The organism is Desulfovibrio subterraneus (genome assembly GCF_013340285.1).
Lineage (GTDB): Bacteria > Desulfobacterota > Desulfovibrionia > Desulfovibrionales > Desulfovibrionaceae > Halodesulfovibrio > Halodesulfovibrio subterraneus.
In genome coordinates this window covers 106657-125325 of sequence record NZ_BLVO01000004.1, presented here as the reverse complement: position 1 = coordinate 125325, position 18669 = coordinate 106657, and the positions used below count along the sequence as shown (strand labels likewise).

At 57.8% G+C, this 18669-nt stretch carries 13 protein-coding genes and 1 pseudogene; 7 read left to right on the top strand and 7 right to left on the bottom strand.

All coding sequences use genetic code 11. The features are described from left to right. Window positions 1-175 precede the first annotated feature (175 nt). The 3 genes from HUV30_RS01015 (at window position 176) to HUV30_RS01005 (ending at window position 2730) form a co-directional block, all read left to right on the top strand. Entirely contained in the window at window positions 176-799 is a 624-nt protein-coding gene (locus HUV30_RS01015; RefSeq protein ID WP_373869317.1) for a substrate-binding periplasmic protein, read from the top strand. Then, complete coding sequence (gene cobM / locus HUV30_RS01010) at window positions 786-1601, top strand: precorrin-4 C(11)-methyltransferase (RefSeq protein ID WP_174403539.1); 816 nt, start codon at window positions 786-788, stop codon at window positions 1599-1601. The genes HUV30_RS01015 and cobM overlap by 14 nt, the downstream gene beginning before the upstream one ends. A 166-nt stretch (window positions 1602-1767) precedes the next feature. Then, window positions 1768-2730, top strand: coding sequence for an ATP-binding protein (locus HUV30_RS01005; protein ID WP_174403538.1), 963 nt, complete (start codon window positions 1768-1770; stop codon window positions 2728-2730). Here HUV30_RS01005 and hydG read toward each other — a convergent pair. Both hydG and HUV30_RS00995 read right to left on the bottom strand, forming a co-directional pair. Then, entirely contained in the window at window positions 2727-4223 is a 1497-nt protein-coding gene (gene hydG / locus HUV30_RS01000; RefSeq protein ID WP_174403537.1) for a [FeFe] hydrogenase H-cluster radical SAM maturase HydG, read from the bottom strand. The genes HUV30_RS01005 and hydG overlap by 4 nt on opposite strands. Window positions 4224-4422: 199 nt before the next feature. Continuing rightward, entirely contained in the window at window positions 4423-5886 is a 1464-nt protein-coding gene (locus HUV30_RS00995; RefSeq protein WP_174403536.1) for a 4Fe-4S dicluster domain-containing protein, read from the bottom strand. Between the two features lie 408 nt (window positions 5887-6294). Between HUV30_RS00995 and HUV30_RS00990 the strand changes: the two genes are divergently transcribed. After that, entirely contained in the window at window positions 6295-7011 is a 717-nt protein-coding gene (locus tag HUV30_RS00990; protein WP_174403535.1) for a TerC family protein, read from the top strand. A 47-nt stretch (window positions 7012-7058) separates the two neighbouring features. On the opposite strand, the pseudogene HUV30_RS00985 reads toward HUV30_RS00990, so the two are convergent. From HUV30_RS00985 to HUV30_RS00970, 4 genes and pseudogenes are all read right to left on the bottom strand, one after another. Continuing rightward, window positions 7059-7772 (bottom strand): annotated as a pseudogene (locus tag HUV30_RS00985) (molybdopterin-guanine dinucleotide biosynthesis protein MobB); the annotation flags it as partial. Between the two features lie 473 nt (window positions 7773-8245). Beyond that, window positions 8246-8962: a 4Fe-4S dicluster domain-containing protein gene (locus HUV30_RS00980; protein ID WP_174403533.1), complete on the bottom strand. Its 717-nt coding sequence runs from the start codon at window positions 8960-8962 to the stop codon at window positions 8246-8248. A 3-nt stretch (window positions 8963-8965) separates the two neighbouring features. After that, complete coding sequence (gene fdnG, locus HUV30_RS00975) at window positions 8966-11998, bottom strand: formate dehydrogenase-N subunit alpha (protein ID WP_174403532.1); 3033 nt, start codon at window positions 11996-11998, stop codon at window positions 8966-8968. A 30-nt stretch (window positions 11999-12028) separates the two neighbouring features. Continuing rightward, window positions 12029-12268 carry a hypothetical protein gene (locus HUV30_RS00970; protein ID WP_174403531.1) on the bottom strand — a complete coding sequence of 80 codons (240 nt, stop codon included), beginning with the start codon at window positions 12266-12268 and terminating at the stop codon, window positions 12029-12031. 353 nt (window positions 12269-12621) lie between these two features. On the opposite strand from HUV30_RS00970, the gene HUV30_RS00965 reads away from it, so the two are divergent. From HUV30_RS00965 to HUV30_RS00955, 3 genes are all read left to right on the top strand, one after another. Continuing rightward, window positions 12622-13833, top strand: a complete 1212-nt coding sequence (locus HUV30_RS00965; RefSeq protein WP_174403530.1) for an efflux RND transporter periplasmic adaptor subunit — start codon at window positions 12622-12624, stop codon at window positions 13831-13833. A 14-nt stretch (window positions 13834-13847) separates the two neighbouring features. Continuing rightward, window positions 13848-17015 carry an efflux RND transporter permease subunit gene (locus HUV30_RS00960; protein ID WP_174403529.1) on the top strand — a complete coding sequence of 1056 codons (3168 nt, stop codon included), beginning with the start codon at window positions 13848-13850 and terminating at the stop codon, window positions 17013-17015. 192 nt (window positions 17016-17207) lie between these two features. Further along, window positions 17208-17669, top strand: coding sequence for a MarR family winged helix-turn-helix transcriptional regulator (locus HUV30_RS00955; RefSeq protein ID WP_174403528.1), 462 nt, complete (start codon window positions 17208-17210; stop codon window positions 17667-17669). 275 nt (window positions 17670-17944) lie between these two features. On the opposite strand, the gene HUV30_RS00950 is transcribed toward HUV30_RS00955, so the two are convergent. Then, complete coding sequence (locus HUV30_RS00950; protein ID WP_174403527.1) at window positions 17945-18667, bottom strand: 4Fe-4S dicluster domain-containing protein; 723 nt, start codon at window positions 18665-18667, stop codon at window positions 17945-17947. Between the last annotated feature and the right edge of the window lie 2 nt (window positions 18668-18669).

Here is an 18669-nt window from a genome sequence, read left to right as displayed (position 1 = left end):
GCTCACGGGAGAGCGGAGGGGACGTATGAGGCGGCTGACCGGATTCCTTACTCTTGTGTTAGTCATGTGTTTTTGCCTCCCTGTACAGGCTGAAAAAATTGTTCTTGTTGCGCCGGAATTTCCGCCGCAGATAGTGCGCACTCCATCGGTACCTCTGGGGGCAACCGGAGCAGCGGTGGATATTGTTGCGGAGGCCATGCGCCGCGCGGATATCGATTTTGAACTCAAAACGGTTCCGTGGTCCCGTGCCATGTATCTGGTGAAGAACGGCGGAGCGGACGCCATCGTCAACATCTACTGGACGCAGGAGCGGAGCGAGATTTTCGATTTCTGCACCAATGAGATGTTTTATGATCACGTCTACTTTTTCACCACAGATGCTTCGCTGAAGTGGAAAGGGGATATGCGCAGCCTTGCCGGAAAGACCGTGGGCGTGGTTCTCAGCTACAGTTACGGGCCGGTCGTGGACGAAGCTTTGCGCAGCGGCTTATTTCCGCGACAGATAGAGATGTATACTTTGGCGGAGCTCATGGAATCGGTCGCTGCCGGCAAGGTGCAGGTGGCACCTCTGGAGCGGGATGTGGCCATTTATCTTGCAGAACAGGCCGGATTCGCGGACAAACTGTATGCCTTGGGGCCTGTCGGAGATAAAATTCCCTCGTATATTGCTTTTTCCCGTCTGTCCAACTTGACGGATGTGCGCAAAAAACTGGACAAGATTCTCTTGCAGATGCACCACGACGGCACCATAGATTCCATTACCGAGAAATATTACAGGAAAGTTAATGCAGGTTCATGAGCAGGGCGCCGCGACCGGTGCGCAGGGAGAGGAGCGGATTCAGGTTTGGTTCATAGGCGCAGGGCCGGGAGACCCTGAGCTGATTACCGTGAAAGGACAGCGACTCATCGCCGAGGCCGACCTTGTGCTGTATGCGGGTTCGCTTGTTCCCGAAGCGGTTGTTGCCCATGCCCGTGCCGATGCGCTGGTTGTGGATTCCGCCCCCATGAACCTTGAAGAAACCCATGCCTGCATCATGCGCACAGTTGCGGCGGGCGGCATGGTGGCCCGCGTGCATACGGGCGATCCTTCTCTCTACGGGGCCATACGCGAGCAGATGCATCTTCTGGATGCAGAAGGCATCCGCCATGCGGTGGTACCCGGGGTGACCGCAGGGTTTGCTGCCGCTGCTGCCTCGTCCACCTCGCTGACGGTTCCCGATCTCTCTCAATCCTTCATCATCACCCGGCTGGAAGGGCGCACGCCCGTTCCCGATACGGAAAAGCTCCGCGATCTGGCCCGCCACAGGTGCGCCATGGCCATCTATCTTTCCGCGGCCAACCCGCAGGGCATAGTGGATGAACTGCGCGCGGGCGGGCTGGAAGATACTGTGGCCGTTATTGTGGCCTATCGTGTGGGCTGGCCGGAGCAGAAGCTAGTACACACCACCATAGGCGGTATGCTTGAGGCCGTGCGCGAACATGGGCTGCATCGCCAGACCGTGTTTCTTGTGCTGCCGGGTGAAGACGGTTCTGCCCGTTTTTCCAAGCTCTATGACCCCGGCTTTCCCCACGGATACAGACGGAGCCGCAACGACGGCTGATTCCGTATAGCTCAGGATATTCCCTCGACATTCGATCAGAATACTGACCGGTGCACCGGTCGGGATTTCATCAGGTGGTTGTCACCCGTTGACGGAATGGTGTATGATCCCGTCATGTCCTTTCGTCCGCAACCGGGACCACACGGCACGAAAGGAGGCAACACCCATGCTGCAGTTTGAACGGGTTCTTGAGCACATAGCCCATCCTTCCACCGTGCAGCTGTACAGAGAGTTTCGCAAGAAGGAGGATTTTTCCTTTGCGGAGTTCCTGCACGGCTACTTCTACCTGCGTTTTCCCTATTTTTACATTGGGATAGGCAAGGGCCATCATCCCCTGTCGCGCTATCTCAGCGAACCGCTTTGCTGGATAGCGGACCGCCTTGGTTTGTGGAAGGAGAGCGACTTTGCCTCACCTAAAGGGACCGGCGGATTTGCGGATACCTACCACGGCAAGGTGCTGCGCACCGAATCAGCCCGCAAGCTGATAATGGTAAAGCGGAGCATAGCACTCCCCAATCTTGAGAAGGTGCTGCCGTATTCCTCGGCCAAGGACCTTATCCTTGAACATCCCGACCATATTGTTTTGTTCGATTGCCCATGCCGCGTGAACAGCGAGAATCCCTGCCTGCCGCTGGATGTGTGCATGATCGTGGGTGAGCCGTTCGTGACCTTTGTGGAGGAGCATCACCCGGACAAGACCCGTCGGGTAACGCCGGACGAGGCTGTACGTGTGATAGAGGAAGAAAACCGCAGGGGGCATGTGACGCACGCCTTTTTCAAGGAGGCGGTGCTCGGCCGCTATTACGCCATATGCAACTGCTGCTCATGCTGTTGCGGGGCCATGCGGGCGCATTTCAACGGCGTGCCCATGCTGGAATCCTCGGGCTACCTTGCAACGGTGGATGCGGAACGCTGTGTGGGCTGCGGCAAATGCGCGAAGAAATGCCAGTTCAGCGCCATACACATGGATGGGGGTACTGCGGTTGTGGATGCCGCAGAATGCATGGGCTGCGGAGTGTGCCGTTTTCAGTGCGCCAACGATGCCATATCGCTCGTGCGCAACAGTGAAGCCAGCGACCCGTTGGAGATTGATTCCCTCATGTCCGGCCGGAAAGATGAAGCCGCCTAGATATATAGATCCCGTTCGCCGTTGCGGATGCGTTCCAGCATTGCCTGTAATTTCAGGCGGCGCGATTCCGGCTGTCCGGCCAGCTCTGCGGCGATGAGTCGTTCACCCGCCTCGCGTGTCTGCGCGGTGGCGTAATCCAGCAGGTATTCCTGAAAGGTGAGCAGAGAGTTAGGGTGGCAGAACTTCTGTATGCCCCCTGTCTTCGCAAGGTCCATGAAATGGTCGCCGGTGCGCCCTGCGCGGTAGCAGGCCGTGCACCATGAGGGCAGGTAGCCGTGGTTGGCCACAATGTCGTGAACCACTTCATCCAGCGTGCGGTGGTCGCCGGTGGCAAATTGCTGGGCTTCCGGTTTCCCGGTTGCATGCACGTGGTTCTGCTCCGGCGTGTTCTGGCTGTGTGAGTCCGCATTGCTGCAGGAGCATGACCTCTTTGTGGCCTTTTCCGCATCGGCATAGCCGCCGGGATAGGTGCGCGAGGCTGCGGATATCTGCGATACGCCCACCTCGATGAGTCTGGTCCGCAGCTCTGCGGATTCCCGTGTGGAAAGAATGAGTCCCGTGTAGGGCAGCGCAAGGCGCAGCACGGCCACTATGCGCGTGAAATGGGAGTCGGAAAGGGCATGCGGCGGGCGGCTGGCAACATGCGCTCCAAGGGCAGGTTCCAGACGGGGGAAGGAAACCGTGTGCGGACCCACGCCGCAATCCTTTTCCAGCTGCGCTGCGTGGTTGAGCGTGGCGAGCACCTCGAAATCGGGATTGTACAAGCCGAAAAGGGGGCCTATGCCCACGTCGTCAATGCCTGCTTCCATGGCGCGGTGCAGGGCATAGAGCCGCCACAGGTAGTCGCTTTTGGGGCCGCGCAGGTGCATGGCCGCATAGGTGGGGCGGTGGTAGGTTTCCTGAAAACACTGGTAGGTGCCTATGCCCTCTGCTTTGAGGGTGCGGAACCCTTCCACGGAAAGCGGGGCGCAGTTCACGTTCACACGGCGTATCTGGCCGCAATCGCCGGAGCTTGTTTCATAGACCGTGCGCATGGTCCGGGCCATCCATTCCGCCCCCAGCGTGGGGTGCTCGCCGTAGACCAGCAGCAGGCGTTTCTGCCCCTGCGATTCCAGAATGCGCACTTCTTCGCGCAGTTCTTCATCCGTCAGCGTGCGGCGTTCAAGCTGCGCATTGGTGTCCTGAAAACCGCAGTACAGGCAGCGGTTGCAGCATTCGTTGGTAACGTAAAGGGGAGCGAAAAGGACAAGACGGTTGCCGTAGATGGATTTTTTGAGGCGCGAAGCTGTTTCCAGAATGGCCTGCACGGATTCCGGGTTCTGCGTTTTCAACAGGCATGCCGCCTCTTCCATGCTGAGACCTGCCTTGGCATCAGCCTTGGCGAGTATGTCCCGTATGGCAACCGAATCGTCACTGAACCCTGTGTCTGAAAGGGCGTTTTCAATGCGGCTGTTATCTATGAAATCGGGCAGATGGCGGGTGCTGTGGTGCATGCAGAACTCCTGTGGGGTGCCTGGATTTCTGCGGGGACGGCTGGGGAAGGGGGGTGCTATAGGAGTGTTATGCCGCCCCCGCAGAAGGGGAAATTCGGACCGGGGACGTGGGCTGGCCCCGGTCCAGTGGGCTTGAGAGAACAGTTTGCAGGCATGATCAAACTCGGAGTGGGCAAACTCCGTTGTCTCTCTTTGTGGATCAGTCGCTGGCTCTCTCGACGCTGAGAGCGCTCGGACTGGATAATGCGTATTCGGTGCACTTCTTGGCGGCTTTGCGGGCGGGTACTACGGTTGCGGGACCGGCCACACAGCCGCCCTCGCATCCCATGACTTCCACAAAGTTGCCGGGTGCGCCTTTTTTGACAAAATTTCTGAGTTCCTTGAGCGTTTTGGAGGTAAGGCCATCCACGATGGTGGGGCGAAGAATCTCCGCTCGCTCGTTGATCATGGAACGGATTCCGGCCGTTACCCCGCCGCTCACGGGGAAGCTACGACCTTCGCGACATCCGGCTATGCCGAATTCGCTTTCTTCGCATTCGGCAATCACGATGCCGTGTGCCTGAAACATGGCTTCCAGTTCCTGAAAGGTCAGTACGTGATCCACGTATTCGTCATTGGTGCCTTCGTGCCGCTTGGCAACGCAGGGACCCACAAAGACGGTGCAGCTTTCCGCATCACGCTCTTTCACCATCCGTGCGGTGTAGTGCATGGGGGTGCGGGTGTCGGAAACGTGGGGGGCAAGCTCGGGAACATGCTTGCGCACAAGCTCGGTATAGGCAGGGCAGCACGAGGTGGTCATGAAAGACGCGCCGTGCTCCATGCGTTCGATAAATTCGTCTGCCTCGCGGCGTGCGGTGATGTCCGCGCCTGCGGCCACTTCCACCACGTCGCTGAAACCTATACGGCGCAGCGCGGTTGCAAGCTGCTTCATGCTGGCGTTGAACTCGCCCGCGATGGCCGGTGCGATCATGGCAACCATGGATTTTCCGTTTTTCATCCGCTGCATCACGTCAACCATCTGCGAACGCTCAAGCACGGCGGTGAACGGACAGGCTGCCAGGCACTTGCCGCAGAAGATGCACTTGGAGTAGTCGATGACTTCCTTGCCGCTCACGTCCTTTGAAATGGCTCCTGTGGGGCAGGATTCCTCGCAGGGAATGGGAATGTAGACGATGGCGTGATACGGGCAGGCGTCCATGCACTTGCCGCACTTGATACACTTCTCAGGGTCGATCACGGACTTGCCGTTAATCACCTGCACGGCATCTTTGGGACAGTGCTGCACGCAGGCTTCTGCCAGGCAGCCACGGCATGCGCTGGTGGCCTCGTAATGGGTGCGCACGCAGCCGTTGCAAGCTTCATCTATGAAGGTGATCATGTTACCCCGCACGCTGTCGCGTTCCAATGCTTCGCGGGCGTAGGCGGAAAGGGGCTTCAGTTCGTTTTCTTCGTTCTCAATGGCAAACCCGAGGGTGGCCATGCAGCGGTATTTGATGATTGCGCGGTCACGGTAGATACAGCAACGCGAGCTTTTGGGAGAACGCGGACGCATTTCCTGCGGGATTCTGTCTACGGCAGCTTCAAAGTCGTCACTATGGAAGGCCTTGGCTATACGGACCATGATTTCGAAATGGATAGTATTGTCGTAGTTCTTGAAGTACATGCGTATCCCGTTTGGTGCGGTTGTGTGTGCGTTCGTGCGGCGCGCCTGCCGTGCGTCGCGAGCGACTTGCCACGTGCCCGATCTTTTCGTTTGTTTACACAAACAATTTTTGATACGCAAGTACGGTGGTACTATTATTTTCAGCAATAGCGCTTTGTATCCGGTTTTGTGGGACAAAAAGTATGCGGGTTTTCCCCTTGACGAGGGGGCTGTTCGTGTAAATAATTACTCCCTCACCACAGGGGAGTAGCCGTTTCCGGCATGAGCCGGAAAGCATGTACCAACAATCTCGGGCCGTTCGGCTCTGGCGCATGCGGGATGGCCTTGGCAAGACCTGGAAGATGAAAGGCGCACGGACCGCCCGACAGCTTCTCGGACTTTGCCCCCCGTCCGCTTCAGGAATGTTTCATGTTCACATGGATGCTCGATCCCCATGCATGGGTCGGCTTTCTTACGCTTACCGCGCTTGAGATTGTGCTCGGTATCGACAACATCGTCTTTCTTTCCCTTGTCACATCACGGCTTCCCGCTTCGCAGCGGGACAAGGCCAGAAGGCTGGGCCTGATTCTGGCCATGGGCATGCGTCTTCTGCTGCTGGCCTCCATCTCGTGGGTTATGTCGCTTACCGAGCCTCTCTTCGAGGTGCTTGGCAGGGGCATATCCGGCCGTGACATCATCCTGCTTGCGGGTGGTCTGTTCCTGCTGGCCAAGGCCACCATGGAGATCCATCACGAAATGGAGAATTCGCATAGCGAAACGGCGCCCAGAGCTTCCAATTTCCCGGCGGCCATTGTGCAGATCGTGCTGCTGGACATCATCTTTTCGCTGGATTCCGTCATCACGGCGGTGGGGCTTGTCGAGCATCTGCCCATCATGATGCTGGCGGTCATTGCCTCGGTGGGGCTGATGCTGTTTGCGGCAAAACCCATCGGCGAGTTTGTCACGGCGCATCCTTCGTTCAAGATGCTGGCCATGGCCTTTCTCCTTCTCGTGGGCTTCACGCTGGTGGGTGAAGGGGCGGGCGTGCATGTACCCAAGGGCTACATCTATTTCGCCATGGCCTTCAGCCTTGGTGTGGAGCTGCTGAATCTGCGCAGGGTTCAGCGGGTTCAGGCGGACAGATAAATGAAAAGGGAGGCGGAAACGCCTCCCTTTTTGTTGCGGGGGGATGCTTAGTTCTTGAGGGTGATGACCACTTCACCGGGGGCATAGCCTTTCAGCTCGCTCAGCATGCCGGTGATGCTGGAGCGGATGATGCGTTCCACAAAGGGATTCAGCCCGATGGGAGCTCCGTTCACGGTGACAGAAAAGCCGTCTGTGTTCACGCTCTTGCAGTCACGTATGGTCCCCTTGCCTTTGACTATGGACTTGGCAATGCCTTCGCAGGTGGCGGCAGTACAGGCACCGCAGTCCAGACCGGGAAGCATGAAGGCGCGCTCTTCCACCAACTGGGCCAGTTTATCCATGGTGTCTTCGCGGAAGGACTTGAGATAGGGCGCAGCCACATCGCCATAGGTGGCAAGGGCGAGCCCACGGTCGAGTTCTTCCGCTTCCGATGCGGATTTCAGACAGAGTATGCGGGGCAGCCAGGTGAGGTCCTTGCCACCTTCAACGAGCAGGATATCGGCCTGTGCAAGGGGGAGCAAATCGATGAGATAGCGTTTTCCGCCCCAGAATATGGCGGTTTCATCTGGGCCGAGGCCGATGACGGTTCTGTTCGGGGCTGCAAAGGTTGCGGTGTCGGTTCCGTCCTTGTCGAGGCCGTGGTGGGTGAATTTGGCAATGGCGACGGTGCGGCCGCGTGCTTCAAGCGCATCGGCCAGCTTCGCTGTGAGGGTGGTTTTACCGGATTTCTTGTAGCCAACTATGCCGACAGCTTTCATGTGTGTTCTCCTGTGGTTGTATGGGCAAACCTAGCACTATTTCATGCCGGATGGGAAGAGAGCCGCCGGATGCAGACAGGGCGCGGGCACTATGCGGGCAGAATGCGGCGTGCCATGCGCAGATTGTATGCGGTTGGCGGGGGTATGAAAAACCGCCTGCGCGGGTGAAACGCAGGCGGCAGGGATGTGACTCCGAGAGCGTCGGAGATGCCGTTTCGCAGGGTGAGGCGAAACAAACAATATGCATGCGCAAGGCGCGGGGAGCGCCCCGGCATTCTTCCGTCCCCTTGGAAAACGGCGGATCGGAAGGTGAAATTTGTGTCCGGCGGATTTCTTTTTGCGGAGAAATCCGCCGGACCGTTTTAGCTATTCAGCTGTTCAGCAGTTCCGGTGTTCTATCAGCACGTTCCGAGGGAACATGTTTCATGGCAACACCTTCCATGGTCACGCGTCCGGGGCAACAGCATCGAAGGGCGCTATGCCTTGCGGGTGTTTCTGCCCATGATGCGCGCAAACATCTGCTTGCGGTTCATGTACTGCGGGCTGGCATCGGCCACGGCCTTTTCAAAGTACGCCGTGGGGTCCTGCTGGAAGAGGTAAACCACGCGCACGTCAAAGGCATCGCCCAGAACGGCTTCGGGATACTGTTTCTTCACGGTGGCAAGGCGTTCTTCCGCCAGTGCCATCATTTCATCTTCTTCGCCGAAGTTCATGGTGCCGGTGGGGCAGGAGAGAACACAGGAAGGCTTCATGCCATTGTGCACCCTGTCCAGACACATGTCGCACTTGGAGATGATCTTGGATTCAGGATCAACACGCGGAATGTCGTAAGGACAAGCGCTGCGTACGCCTTCACCGTCCACCAGCTTGGTGTATTCGGTGAAGATGACTGCGCCGGTCAGCTCGTCCTTAAGGACAGCGCGTTCGTCATCCAGATCCGCCTGCCCCTTGCAGGGCGGTTCCATGCAGTGGCGGCACTGCTCAGGGAAGAACAGCCAGTCCACCTTGCCGTCCTTCACGATTTCCGTGAAGCGTACCAGCTTGTAGGTGATGAACGACAGGTCGCGCGGGTTCTGGTGAGAACCCCAGTTGATGGTTTCTTCTGCGGGCAGCTTGTGCCACTGCTTGCAGGCAATCTGACAGCCACGGCATGCCGTACAACGGGTAAGGTCGATGAAGAACTTCTTAGCCATGGCTTACGCTCCCTGCTTCTTTCTCACGTCAACCATGAACGCCTTAGTTTCCGGAATACCGGTGTTCGGGTCGCCCACGGAGGGGGTGAGGAGGTTGGCGGAATCTCCGCCGTTCTTGGGGGTTACCCAGCCATAATGCCAGGGCAGACCTACCATGTGTACTTCATTGCCAAGCACCTTGAAGGGCTTGATGCGCTTGGTCACGATGGCCACGCAGTCCAGTTCGCCGCGCAGGCTCGATACCTTGACATGCTCGCCGTTTTCAATACCGCGCAGGGCTGCGAGTTCTTCGCTGATTTCGCAGAAGAGCTGCGGTTCAGCTTCAACAAGCCAGTCCTGGAAGCGGGTCATGAGACCGGTCTGCCAGTGTTCGGTAACGCGGTAGGTGGTACCCACGAACGGGAAGCGCGGGTCGCATACGGCACGATCTTCACCGGCGATCTTGAACGCGGTGGGGTTATGCAGCTGCGGCGAGAAGGGGTTTTCCTTCACGGGGCATTCCAGCGGTTCGTAGTGTTCCGGGAAGGGGCCTTCCTGACGGCCGGGGCCGTATATCTGGCCGTAGCCGTGCTTCTGCATGATGAAGGGATGCTTGGTGCCCGGGTCCCATCCGCCGTCCGGAACGTCGCCCACCCACTTGCCGTCCTGCCAGCTGATGACTGCCTTGTCTGGTGCGTAGGGAACGCCCTTGGGGTCGACAGAGGCTCTGTTGTACAGAATGCGGCGGTTTACCGGCCAGCACCATGCCCAGTTGGGATAGAGGCCCACTTTTTCCTGCTCGGGGGTCTGGGTCTTGTCGCGGCGGGCAGCCATGTTGCCCTTGTCGGTGTAAGAACCGCAGTAGAGCCAGTTACCGGAACAGGTGGAGCCGTCGTCCTGCAGGAAGGCGAAGGTGGGAACCTGCTCGCCCTTCTTGTAGAGCTTGCCCTTGATTTCCTTGTCCTTGAGGAAGTAGCCGTTGATCAGCCTGGCAACCTTGTGCGGATCAAAGTGCCCGTGCTCGTTCTGCCAGTCGCCGGTGTTCAGGCCGGTGACGGGGAAGGGGAACGCGCCGCCTTCCATGCGGTAGAGTTCACGGATCTTTTCCATGAGTTCAAGGATGATGTCGCCGTCGGGCTTGGTTTCCGCAAAGGGCTTGGGACCGGCGTAGCGCCACTGCATCCAGCGGCCGGAGTTGGTAACGGAACCTTCCTTTTCAATGGAAACCGCGCAGGGCAGGAAGAATACTTCCGTCTTGATCTTTCCGGGTTCCATTTTGGGACCCTTCCAGAACGATGCGGTTTCGTTGTCGAAGATGTTTACGTTCACCATCCAGTCCAGCTCGCCCATGGCTTCGCGGGTCTTGTTGGCGTTCGCGCCGCCGCAGGCGGGGTTCTGGCCCCATGCGAAGAAGCCCTTGAACTGGCCGTGCGTCATCTTGTCGAAGAGCGAGAGCCAGTAGTAGTTGGACATGGGCTTGTGGCCGTCCAGCTTGGGCATCCAGTTGTAGGCTTCATCCAGCGATGCCGCCGGATACATGGCCTTCAGCAGGCTGGCAAGATACTTGGGCTTGTTGCCCCACCAGTTGGCGGACATGGGGTCCTTGGAGGCGGGGGTGTTGTTCTTGTTGTAGTCCGCAAGGCTCGCCCACTTGGAGTTGGGGGTGGCCAGATACCCGGGAATGATGTGCACCAGCAGACACTGGTCGGTGGAACCCTGCACGTTGGATTCGCCGCGCAGTGCGTTCACACCGCCGCCAGCCACGCCGATGTTGCCCAGCAGCAGCTGGATCATGGACATGGCACGGATGTTCTGCACGCCCACGGTGTGCTGAGTCCAGCCCATGGCGTACATGATGGTGCCGGATTTGTCCTTTTTGCCGGTGGCAGCAAAAGCCTTGTAAACCTTGAGGATATCTTCCTTGGGGGTGCCGGTGACAGAGGCAACCTTGTCAAGCGTGTAGCGCTTGTAGTGTTCCTTCATCAGGTTGAAGACGCAGCGGGGGTCCTTGAGCGTAGCGTCGCGCTTGGGCACGCCGTCCGCATCCATTTCGAAATTCCACTTGGTCTTGTCGTACGAAGCCTTCTTGGGGTCGAAACCGGAGAAAAGTCCGTTCTTGAACTTGTAGTCCTTGCCGACAATGAAGGCTGCGTTGGTGTAGTTGACGATGTAGTCCTTGAAGTACATTTCGTTATCGAGAATGTACTTGATCATGCCGCCAAGGAACGGAATGTCCGCACCAGAGCGGATGGGGGCATACATGTCGCACTTTGCGGAAGTACGCGTGAAACGGGGGTCCACATGGATAAGGGTTGCGCCCTTGTCCTTGGCCTTAAGCACCCACTTGAAGGAAATGGGGTGGTTTTCGGCAGCGTTGCTGCCCATTATCAGAATGCAATCACTGTTCTTGAGGTCGATCCAGTGGTTGGTCATCGCACCGCGTCCGAACGACTCTGCCAGAGCCGCAACAGTTGCGCTGTGTCAGATACGTGCCTGATGTTCTATGAACACCAGGCCGAGTGATCTGAGGAAGCTCTGGTAGATCCAGCATTCCTCGTTATCCATGGCGGCAGAGCCGACAGAGGCAATGGCCTCGGTGCGGTTGACCGGTTCACCCTTTTCGTTCTTCAGCTGGAAAGATTCATCGCGGGTTTTTTTGACGCGCTTGGCGATCTGCTCGTAGGCCCATTCCCACGATACGGGCGTCCATTCGTTGCTGTAGGGAGCACGGTAGAGAGGGGTGGCGGGGCGGCGGTCGTTTTCCGCAAGCTGCCAGATGGAAGCGCCCTTGGCACAGAGAGCGCCTTCGTTGATAGGATGATCGGGATCACCTTCAACGTTGATGGCGCGACCCTGGCCGTCTTTGGCGGTATGCACGATAAGGCCGCAACCAACGGCACAGTAACAGCATACAGAGGTCGTTTGCTTGGCCCAGTGCAGTTTGAGCAACTGCGCCTGTGCCACGGTGGGGGAGAGACTCAGACCCAGCCCGCCGAACGCGCTGGCGGTGGCTGCTCCGGCCGTGAGTTTGAGGAATTGTCTGCGTGAGACTGGCATTATGCCTCCTTGGGATTGGATGGTGCGTTTCTAGCGTCCCCGAATCTCGCGGCCTAACGCCACGAGAAGCCCGAATCCGGCAACTGCGGGCAACGTCTCCGGACGGGCCGGGCGCAGACCCGACGCATTCGGATGCAGCACGGCCATGACCGGTATCACCTTCCACTCAAGCAGAGCGGCGCGGGCGACAGCGGGGGCAAGGTCGTGTCCGAGTCCGGTAAAGGGGAGGCCGAAAGCCTCTCCGGTTGCGGGACGTAACACTGTTTCCATACTTCCTTCACATCCTTTTCCGCCCCTGCCCGCATGATTGCCGGCTGGTGGACGGAATTTTCTATTCATGCACCAATAACGCATTGAATTGGGTGATACAAAAACACTTTCCTTCATGCGTATATGACACAGTGTTTGGATTAAAAATCATTGATTCAGCAATGTTATGATTTAGTATGAGCGTCTTGGTCATGGTTTGACACAAGCGAAAGCTGAGGACTTGTAAAACACTGTTAACAAGTTGAGTGGTCGCTTGACACGGGCAGGGGGATGATGCATTTGTCTTCAGCAATAATTAGCAAGCTAATAGTTTTTGATGGCATTATTTCGATACCAACAGTCGAGAGGTTCATATGACGTTTATTTCACGAGCTTTTCAGATGATGTGCCTTGCTGCCCTCGTTCTTTCCCTTGCCGGTTGCGGTGAGGAAAAGGACGCAAGCGCGCAGGCGGCAAACGGTGCTCCTGCCGTTCCCGTGAAGGCCATTACTATGGAACGTGCCGACGTTCCGGTCTTTTTTGAATATGTAGGACAGACGGAAGGTTCCCGCTCTGTTGAAGTGCGCGCGCGGGTGCAGGGGCTTTTGCTCAAGCGCACCTATCATGAAGGTTCTTATGTTCGCGAGGGTGACGTGCTGTTTCTGCTTGATCCGGAACAGTACCGCGCATCTTCCGCACAGGCAGGCGGCGAGCTTGCCAGCCTGAGAGCCAAGCTTGAGCAGGCGCGTCTTGAATACCGGCGAATCGCTGATCTTTACGCCCGTGGCGTTGTCAGCGCCAAGGAACGTGACGACGCCCTTGCCGCGTTCGATTCCGGCAAGGCAGAAGTGGCTGCGGCAGAAGCAAAGCTGCAGTCTGATCAGCTGAATCTTGGGTACACGCAGGTGCGCGCCCCCATTTCCGGCATTACCAGTCAGGAAACCCGTTCCGAGGGCAGCCTTGTTACCACCGACTCCGCGGGCAGCCTGCTGACCACCATCACCCAACTGAATCCCCTGTATGTGAACTTTGCCATACCCGGCACTGAATCCATGCAGATTCGCCGTCTTGCCAGCGAAGGCAAGGTTGTGATTCCCGCTGACGGCTACACCGTGCGTCTGACGCTGTCCGATAACAGCGTGTATGGCGAAACCGGCAAGATGAACTTTGAAGACAGGTACGTGGACCCCGCAACCGGTTCCATCCGCGCCCGTGCCGAAGTGTCCAATGCCGATGCGCTTGTGCTGCCCGGCGAGTTTGTCCGCGTGCGGCTTGAAGGCGCGTATTACAAGGATGCGCTGGTAGTTCCTGAACGCGCGATTCTGTTCAGCCAGAAAGGCCCCATGGTGTATGTCATCGACGACAAGAGCGTGGCGAGCATCCGTCCCGTCCAGCTGGGACAGACCGTTGCAAGCGGCTTTATTGTTGAAGGCGGCCTTCAGGCCGGTGAGCGTGTCGTTGCCGACGGCATCATGAAGGTGCGCCCCGGCGCGCCCGTCATGATTCTGCCTTCCGAAGACGGCGCAAAGGCCCAGGACTCCGGCAAGGTTGCGGAGAAGAACGATAACGCAAGCTCTGCAAACTAAGGGAGAGATTGCGTATGTTTTCCCGTTTTTTCATAACACGTCCCATCTTCGCCACGGTGGTCTCGCTGGTCATCGTGCTGGCGGGGGCACTCTCCATGCGGGTGCTGCCCGTGGCGGAGTTTCCTGAAATCGTACCTCCCGAAGTAAGCGTTTCGGCATCCTACCCCGGTGCCAGCGCCGAAGTCATCGCGCAGACAGTTGCCGCGCCGCTTGAGCAGAAAATCAACGGTGTTGAAGACATGCTTTACATGCGCTCGGTAAACTCCGGTGATGGCACCCTGACCCTGACGGTGACCTTCAAGGTCGGCTCCGAGCCTGACCAGAACACCATTAACGTGAACAACCGCGTGCAGGCTGCGCTTGCCTCGCTGCCCGCGGAAGTGCGCGCTCTGGGCGTTACCGTCAGCAAGAAGTCTTCCAGCCTTTTGCAGGTTGTCATGCTCACCTCTGCAGACGGCCGGTATGACACCATTTTCATGAGCAACTATGCGCTTGTGAACATCATTGACGAACTCAAGCGTCTGCCCGGTGTGGGCGATGCCGCGGTGTTCGGTTCGCAGGATTACGCCATGCGCGTGTGGCTCAAGCCGGACCGTCTTGCCCAGCTGGGGCTGACTCCGGCGGACATTGCCACAGCCATTCAGGAGCAGAACGCGCAGTTCGCGGCCGGTGCCATCGGCCGTGACCCGCTGTCTTCTCCCGTTGAGCTCAGCTACACCGTGACCACGCAGGGCCGTATGACCGACGCCGAGCAGTTCGGCGAGATCATCCTGCGCGCCAATTCCGACGGCACCATTCTGCGTCTCAAGGATGTTGCGCGTCTGGAACTCGGTGCAAACAGCTACTCGCTGCGCGCCAAGATGTCGGGCCGTCCTTCCGTTGCCCTTGGTATCTACCTCTCTCCCGGTGCCAACGCGCTGGAAGTGGGTGACCTTGTGACGGCAAAGATGAAGGAAGTGGCCACGCGTCTCCCCGACGGTATCAACTACGCCATCCCATATGATACCACGACCTTCGTGCGCATTTCCGTTGAAGAAGTGGTGCACACCCTGTTCGAAGCATTTCTGCTGGTGTTCGCCATCATCTATCTGTTCCTGCAGAACTGGCGTGCAACACTCATTCCCTGCCTTGCGGTTCCGGTATCCGTTATCGGCACCTTTGCGGGGATGTATGTGCTCGGCTTCTCGATAAACACGCTGACGTTGTTCGGTCTGGTGCTCGCCATCGGTATCGTTGTTGACGACGCCATCGTTGTTATCGAAAACGTGGAACGAATAATGACAACAGAGCATCTGCCGCCACGTGAGGCCACCATCAAGGCCATGGACGAGGTTTCAGGTGCGGTTGTGGCCATTGTGCTCGTGCTGTGCTCGGTGTTCATTCCCGTTGCCTTCATGGGCGGTCTTGCGGGTGAAATGTACAAGCAGTTCGCCGTAACCATCGCTGTATCGGTTATCATCTCGGGTCTTGTGGCGCTTACGCTTACCCCCGCTCTCTGCGCACTGCTGCTCAAGGGTGGACACCCCACCATCATTGCTCCGTTGCAGGCCTTCAACAGGTTCTTCGACAAGCTGACGGCAGGGTATACCAGCGGCGTGCGTTTACTGCTGCGTCGGGGCGCACTGACCGTTCTGCTGTTCGCCTCTGTCATAGGTGCCACGTGGTCGCTGTTCCAGATTGTCCCCGGCCAGCTGGTACCCAGCGAAGACAAGGGTAACATTATCGCCATGGCTATGCTGCCCGACGGCGCGTCACTTTCGCGCACCGAGGCAACCATGGCAGCTCTGGACAAGATAAGCAGCTCCATTCCTGAAGTGCAGGACACCATATCCCTGAGCGGTCTTGACCTTATCTCAGGAACCAACAAGACCAATGCCGGTACCAGCTTTATCATTCTGAAGCCCTGGGCCGAGCGCAAGGGCGAGGGCCAGTCCTCCACCGATGTTGTAGGTCAGGTGTTCCATCGCGGCCTCGGCATTCTGGACGGCTTCATCCTCGCGTTCAACATGCCCCCCATATCGGGCATGAGTAACACCGGTGGTTTTGAAGGCTATCTGCAGAGCCGTGGCGGCGGTAACCTTACCGAACTGGCCGATGCAACCGCGAAGGTCATCGCTGCAGCGGCCAAGCGTCCGGAACTGGGACAGATCAACACCACCTTCAGTGTGCGCTCTCCCCAGCTTGATATCCAGCTGGACCGCGAAAAGGCCAAGGCCATGGGCGTGCCGGTCAGCCGCGTGTTCCAGACCATGCAGGCCACCTTTGGTTCCTACTATGTCAACGACTTCAACAAGCTCGGCCGTACTTTCCGCGTGCAGTTGCAGTCCGAGGCGGACTACCGCAGCAGACCTGACGATCTTGGCAAGGTGTTCGTCCGCTCCGACGAGGGCGAGATGATTCCCCTGCTCGCATTGGTGAACGTGCATCAGACCACCGGTCCGGAAGTTGTGGAGCGCTTCAACGTGTTCCCCGCAGCCAAGATTGTTGGTGAGCCGGCTCCCGGCTACAGCTCCGGTCAGGCCCTGAGCGCCATGGAAGAACTGGTCCGCGAAAACCTGTCCGATGACTACTCGCTGGCATGGACGGGCTCTGCGTATCAGGAACGCGCCACCGGCGGTTCTTCTTCTCTGGTGTTCATTCTCGGTCTGCTCATGGTGTTCCTTATCCTTGCAGCGCAGTATGAAAGCTGGAGCCTGCCGCTTTCCGTTATCATGGTTGTACCCTTTGCACTCTTCGGTGCCATTGCGGCCAACTGGATGCGCGGGCTTTCCAACGACGTATACTTCCAGATCGCTCTGGTGACGCTGATCGGCCTTGCGTCCAAAAACGCCATTCTCATCGTCGAATTTGCCGTGCAGCTGCACCGCGACGGCATGAGCTACATGGCCGCGGCGGCTGAAGCAGCCCGTCTGCGTTTCCGTCCGATCATCATGACCTCTCTGGCATTCGTGCTGGGCGTTGTTCCGCTCGCCATCAGCTCCGGTGCCGGTGCCAACAGCCGTCATTCCATCGGTACCAGTGTTATCGGTGGCATGCTTGCGGCGACGTTCATCGCTACCTTCTTCATTCCCGCCTTCTTCAGGGGCATCTCGCTGCTTACCAGCGGCAAGGCCCGTGCTGAAGAACGGGAACGTCTCGCCTCCGGCGTGGATAAGAAGGCAGATGAAGCCCAAGGGCATTAACAGGTGAAAGATGTCGCCCCCGCCTGTCACGGCGGGGGCGATCCTTGCGGCCGGGATGTCTGTAAACCTGAAGCGTTCAGGGGACAAAGGGCATCAGTTGCGGCAGGGATGACCGGTGAGGATAGAAGAATGCAAGAAGAACGTTTTTTGGGGAGCAATATTCGCCCAAGGTATGGAAAGAGCAAGCTGGGGTTGACGTTATCTGAAATTTCCCGCGAACTGCGGTTCGTCATTGATGCCCGTTTCAAGGATCATGGCGTGAGCAACGCGCGGTGGCAGGTGCTCTGGGTTCTCGAAGAACTGGGGGAACCTGTTTCGCAGAAGCGGATAGCCAACCTGCTTGGCATAGAGTGCCCTACGCTGGTCCGCATGCTGGACAGGCTGGAAGAAGACGGCCTTGTCCGCCGGCAACCCTCTGTGGAAGACAGGCGGGTCAAGCTGGTTGAGCTGTGTTCCAAGGCGGAGCCGTTGCTTGAGGACATGCACGATACCATTGTGCGGTTTGAGCAGGAACTGTACGCCGATTTCACTGAAGAAGAACTGGTCAAAACCCATGAGGTTCTGCTCAGGCTGCGCGACAAGGTGTTCGAACTGAGCGGCAAGACCCGTGAGGACATTATCGATCATATTTCGCAGCGGCTGAATTGCTGCTGATCGCTTTTTCATACGCATAGGCAAGGGCCGCCGGAGAATATCCGGCGGCCCTCAGACTGCTGACAAAGTCATTTCTGGTATTTATTGGCTCCGCCGGGCAGGAACCTAACGTTCCTGCACCTCGTATAAGCGATGAAAATCCGTTTTTGGACCTCGATTCCGGCTTAACGGGAATACGGTTTTACTGAAAACGAGGGTTTGTCATTAACCTGAAGGGCCACCGGAGAAAATCCGGCGGCCCTTTTTGTGTTTCATGAACCGCTGCAGGGCCTGAATCAGGCTCTGTTCTTGTTTCTGTCGTGTCCCATGATGCGGGCAAACATCTGTTTGCGGGTCATGAGGTGCGGCGTCAGTTCGGATACGGCGCGTTCGAAGAACTCCATGGGGTCAAAGTGGAAGAGGTAGACCACGCGCACGTCGTGCGGGTCGCCCAGAATGGCCTTGGGATACTTCTGCTGCACTTCCTTGAGCCGTGCTTCCGCCAGAGACATCATCTCGTCTTCTTCGCCGAAGTTCATGGTACCGGTGGGGCAGGTGTGCACACAGGCCGGTTTCATGCCATTGTGAACCCTGTCTATGCACATGTCACATTTGTGTATACGTTTGGTTTCCGGGTCCTGACGGGGAATGTCGTAAGGACAGGCCGACCGTACACCGCTGAAGTCGAGCATTCTGGTCTTGTCGGTATAGACAACGGCGCCGGTTTCCGGATCCTGAAGGATGGCTGTGGGGTCATCAAGATCTCCCATGCCCTTGCATGGCGGCACGACACAGTGGCGGCACTGTTCCGGAAAGAACAGCCAGTCCAGCTTGCCGTCGTGCACGATTTCCTTGAACCGCACGAGCCGGATGGTCTCGTAGCTCAGGTCGGCGGGGTTTTGGTGCGAGCCGATGTTCACGGTTTTCTCGGCAGGCAGTTTTTTCCATTGCTTGCAGGCAACCTGACAGCCGCGGCAGGCAGTACAACGTGTGAGGTCAACGAAGAATTTCTTGGCCATGG

Coding starts and splice junctions, on each gene's coding strand:
- HUV30_RS00970 (WP_174403531.1), bottom strand. CDS start 12,268: ATGGAAACAGTGTTACGTCCCGCAACCGGAGAGGCTTTCGGCCTCCCC.
- HUV30_RS00965 (WP_174403530.1), top strand. CDS start 12,622: ATGACGTTTATTTCACGAGCTTTTCAGATGATGTGCCTTGCTGCCCTC.
- cobM (WP_174403539.1), top strand. CDS start 786: ATGCAGGTTCATGAGCAGGGCGCCGCGACCGGTGCGCAGGGAGAGGAG.
- HUV30_RS00990 (WP_174403535.1), top strand. CDS start 6,295: ATGTTCACATGGATGCTCGATCCCCATGCATGGGTCGGCTTTCTTACG.
- HUV30_RS00980 (WP_174403533.1), bottom strand. CDS start 8,962: ATGGCTAAGAAGTTCTTCATCGACCTTACCCGTTGTACGGCATGCCGT.
- HUV30_RS00950 (WP_174403527.1), bottom strand. CDS start 18,667: ATGGCCAAGAAATTCTTCGTTGACCTCACACGTTGTACTGCCTGCCGC.
- hydG (WP_174403537.1), bottom strand. CDS start 4,223: ATGCACCACAGCACCCGCCATCTGCCCGATTTCATAGATAACAGCCGC.
- HUV30_RS00960 (WP_174403529.1), top strand. CDS start 13,848: ATGTTTTCCCGTTTTTTCATAACACGTCCCATCTTCGCCACGGTGGTC.
- HUV30_RS01005 (WP_174403538.1), top strand. CDS start 1,768: ATGCTGCAGTTTGAACGGGTTCTTGAGCACATAGCCCATCCTTCCACC.
- HUV30_RS00995 (WP_174403536.1), bottom strand. CDS start 5,886: ATGTACTTCAAGAACTACGACAATACTATCCATTTCGAAATCATGGTC.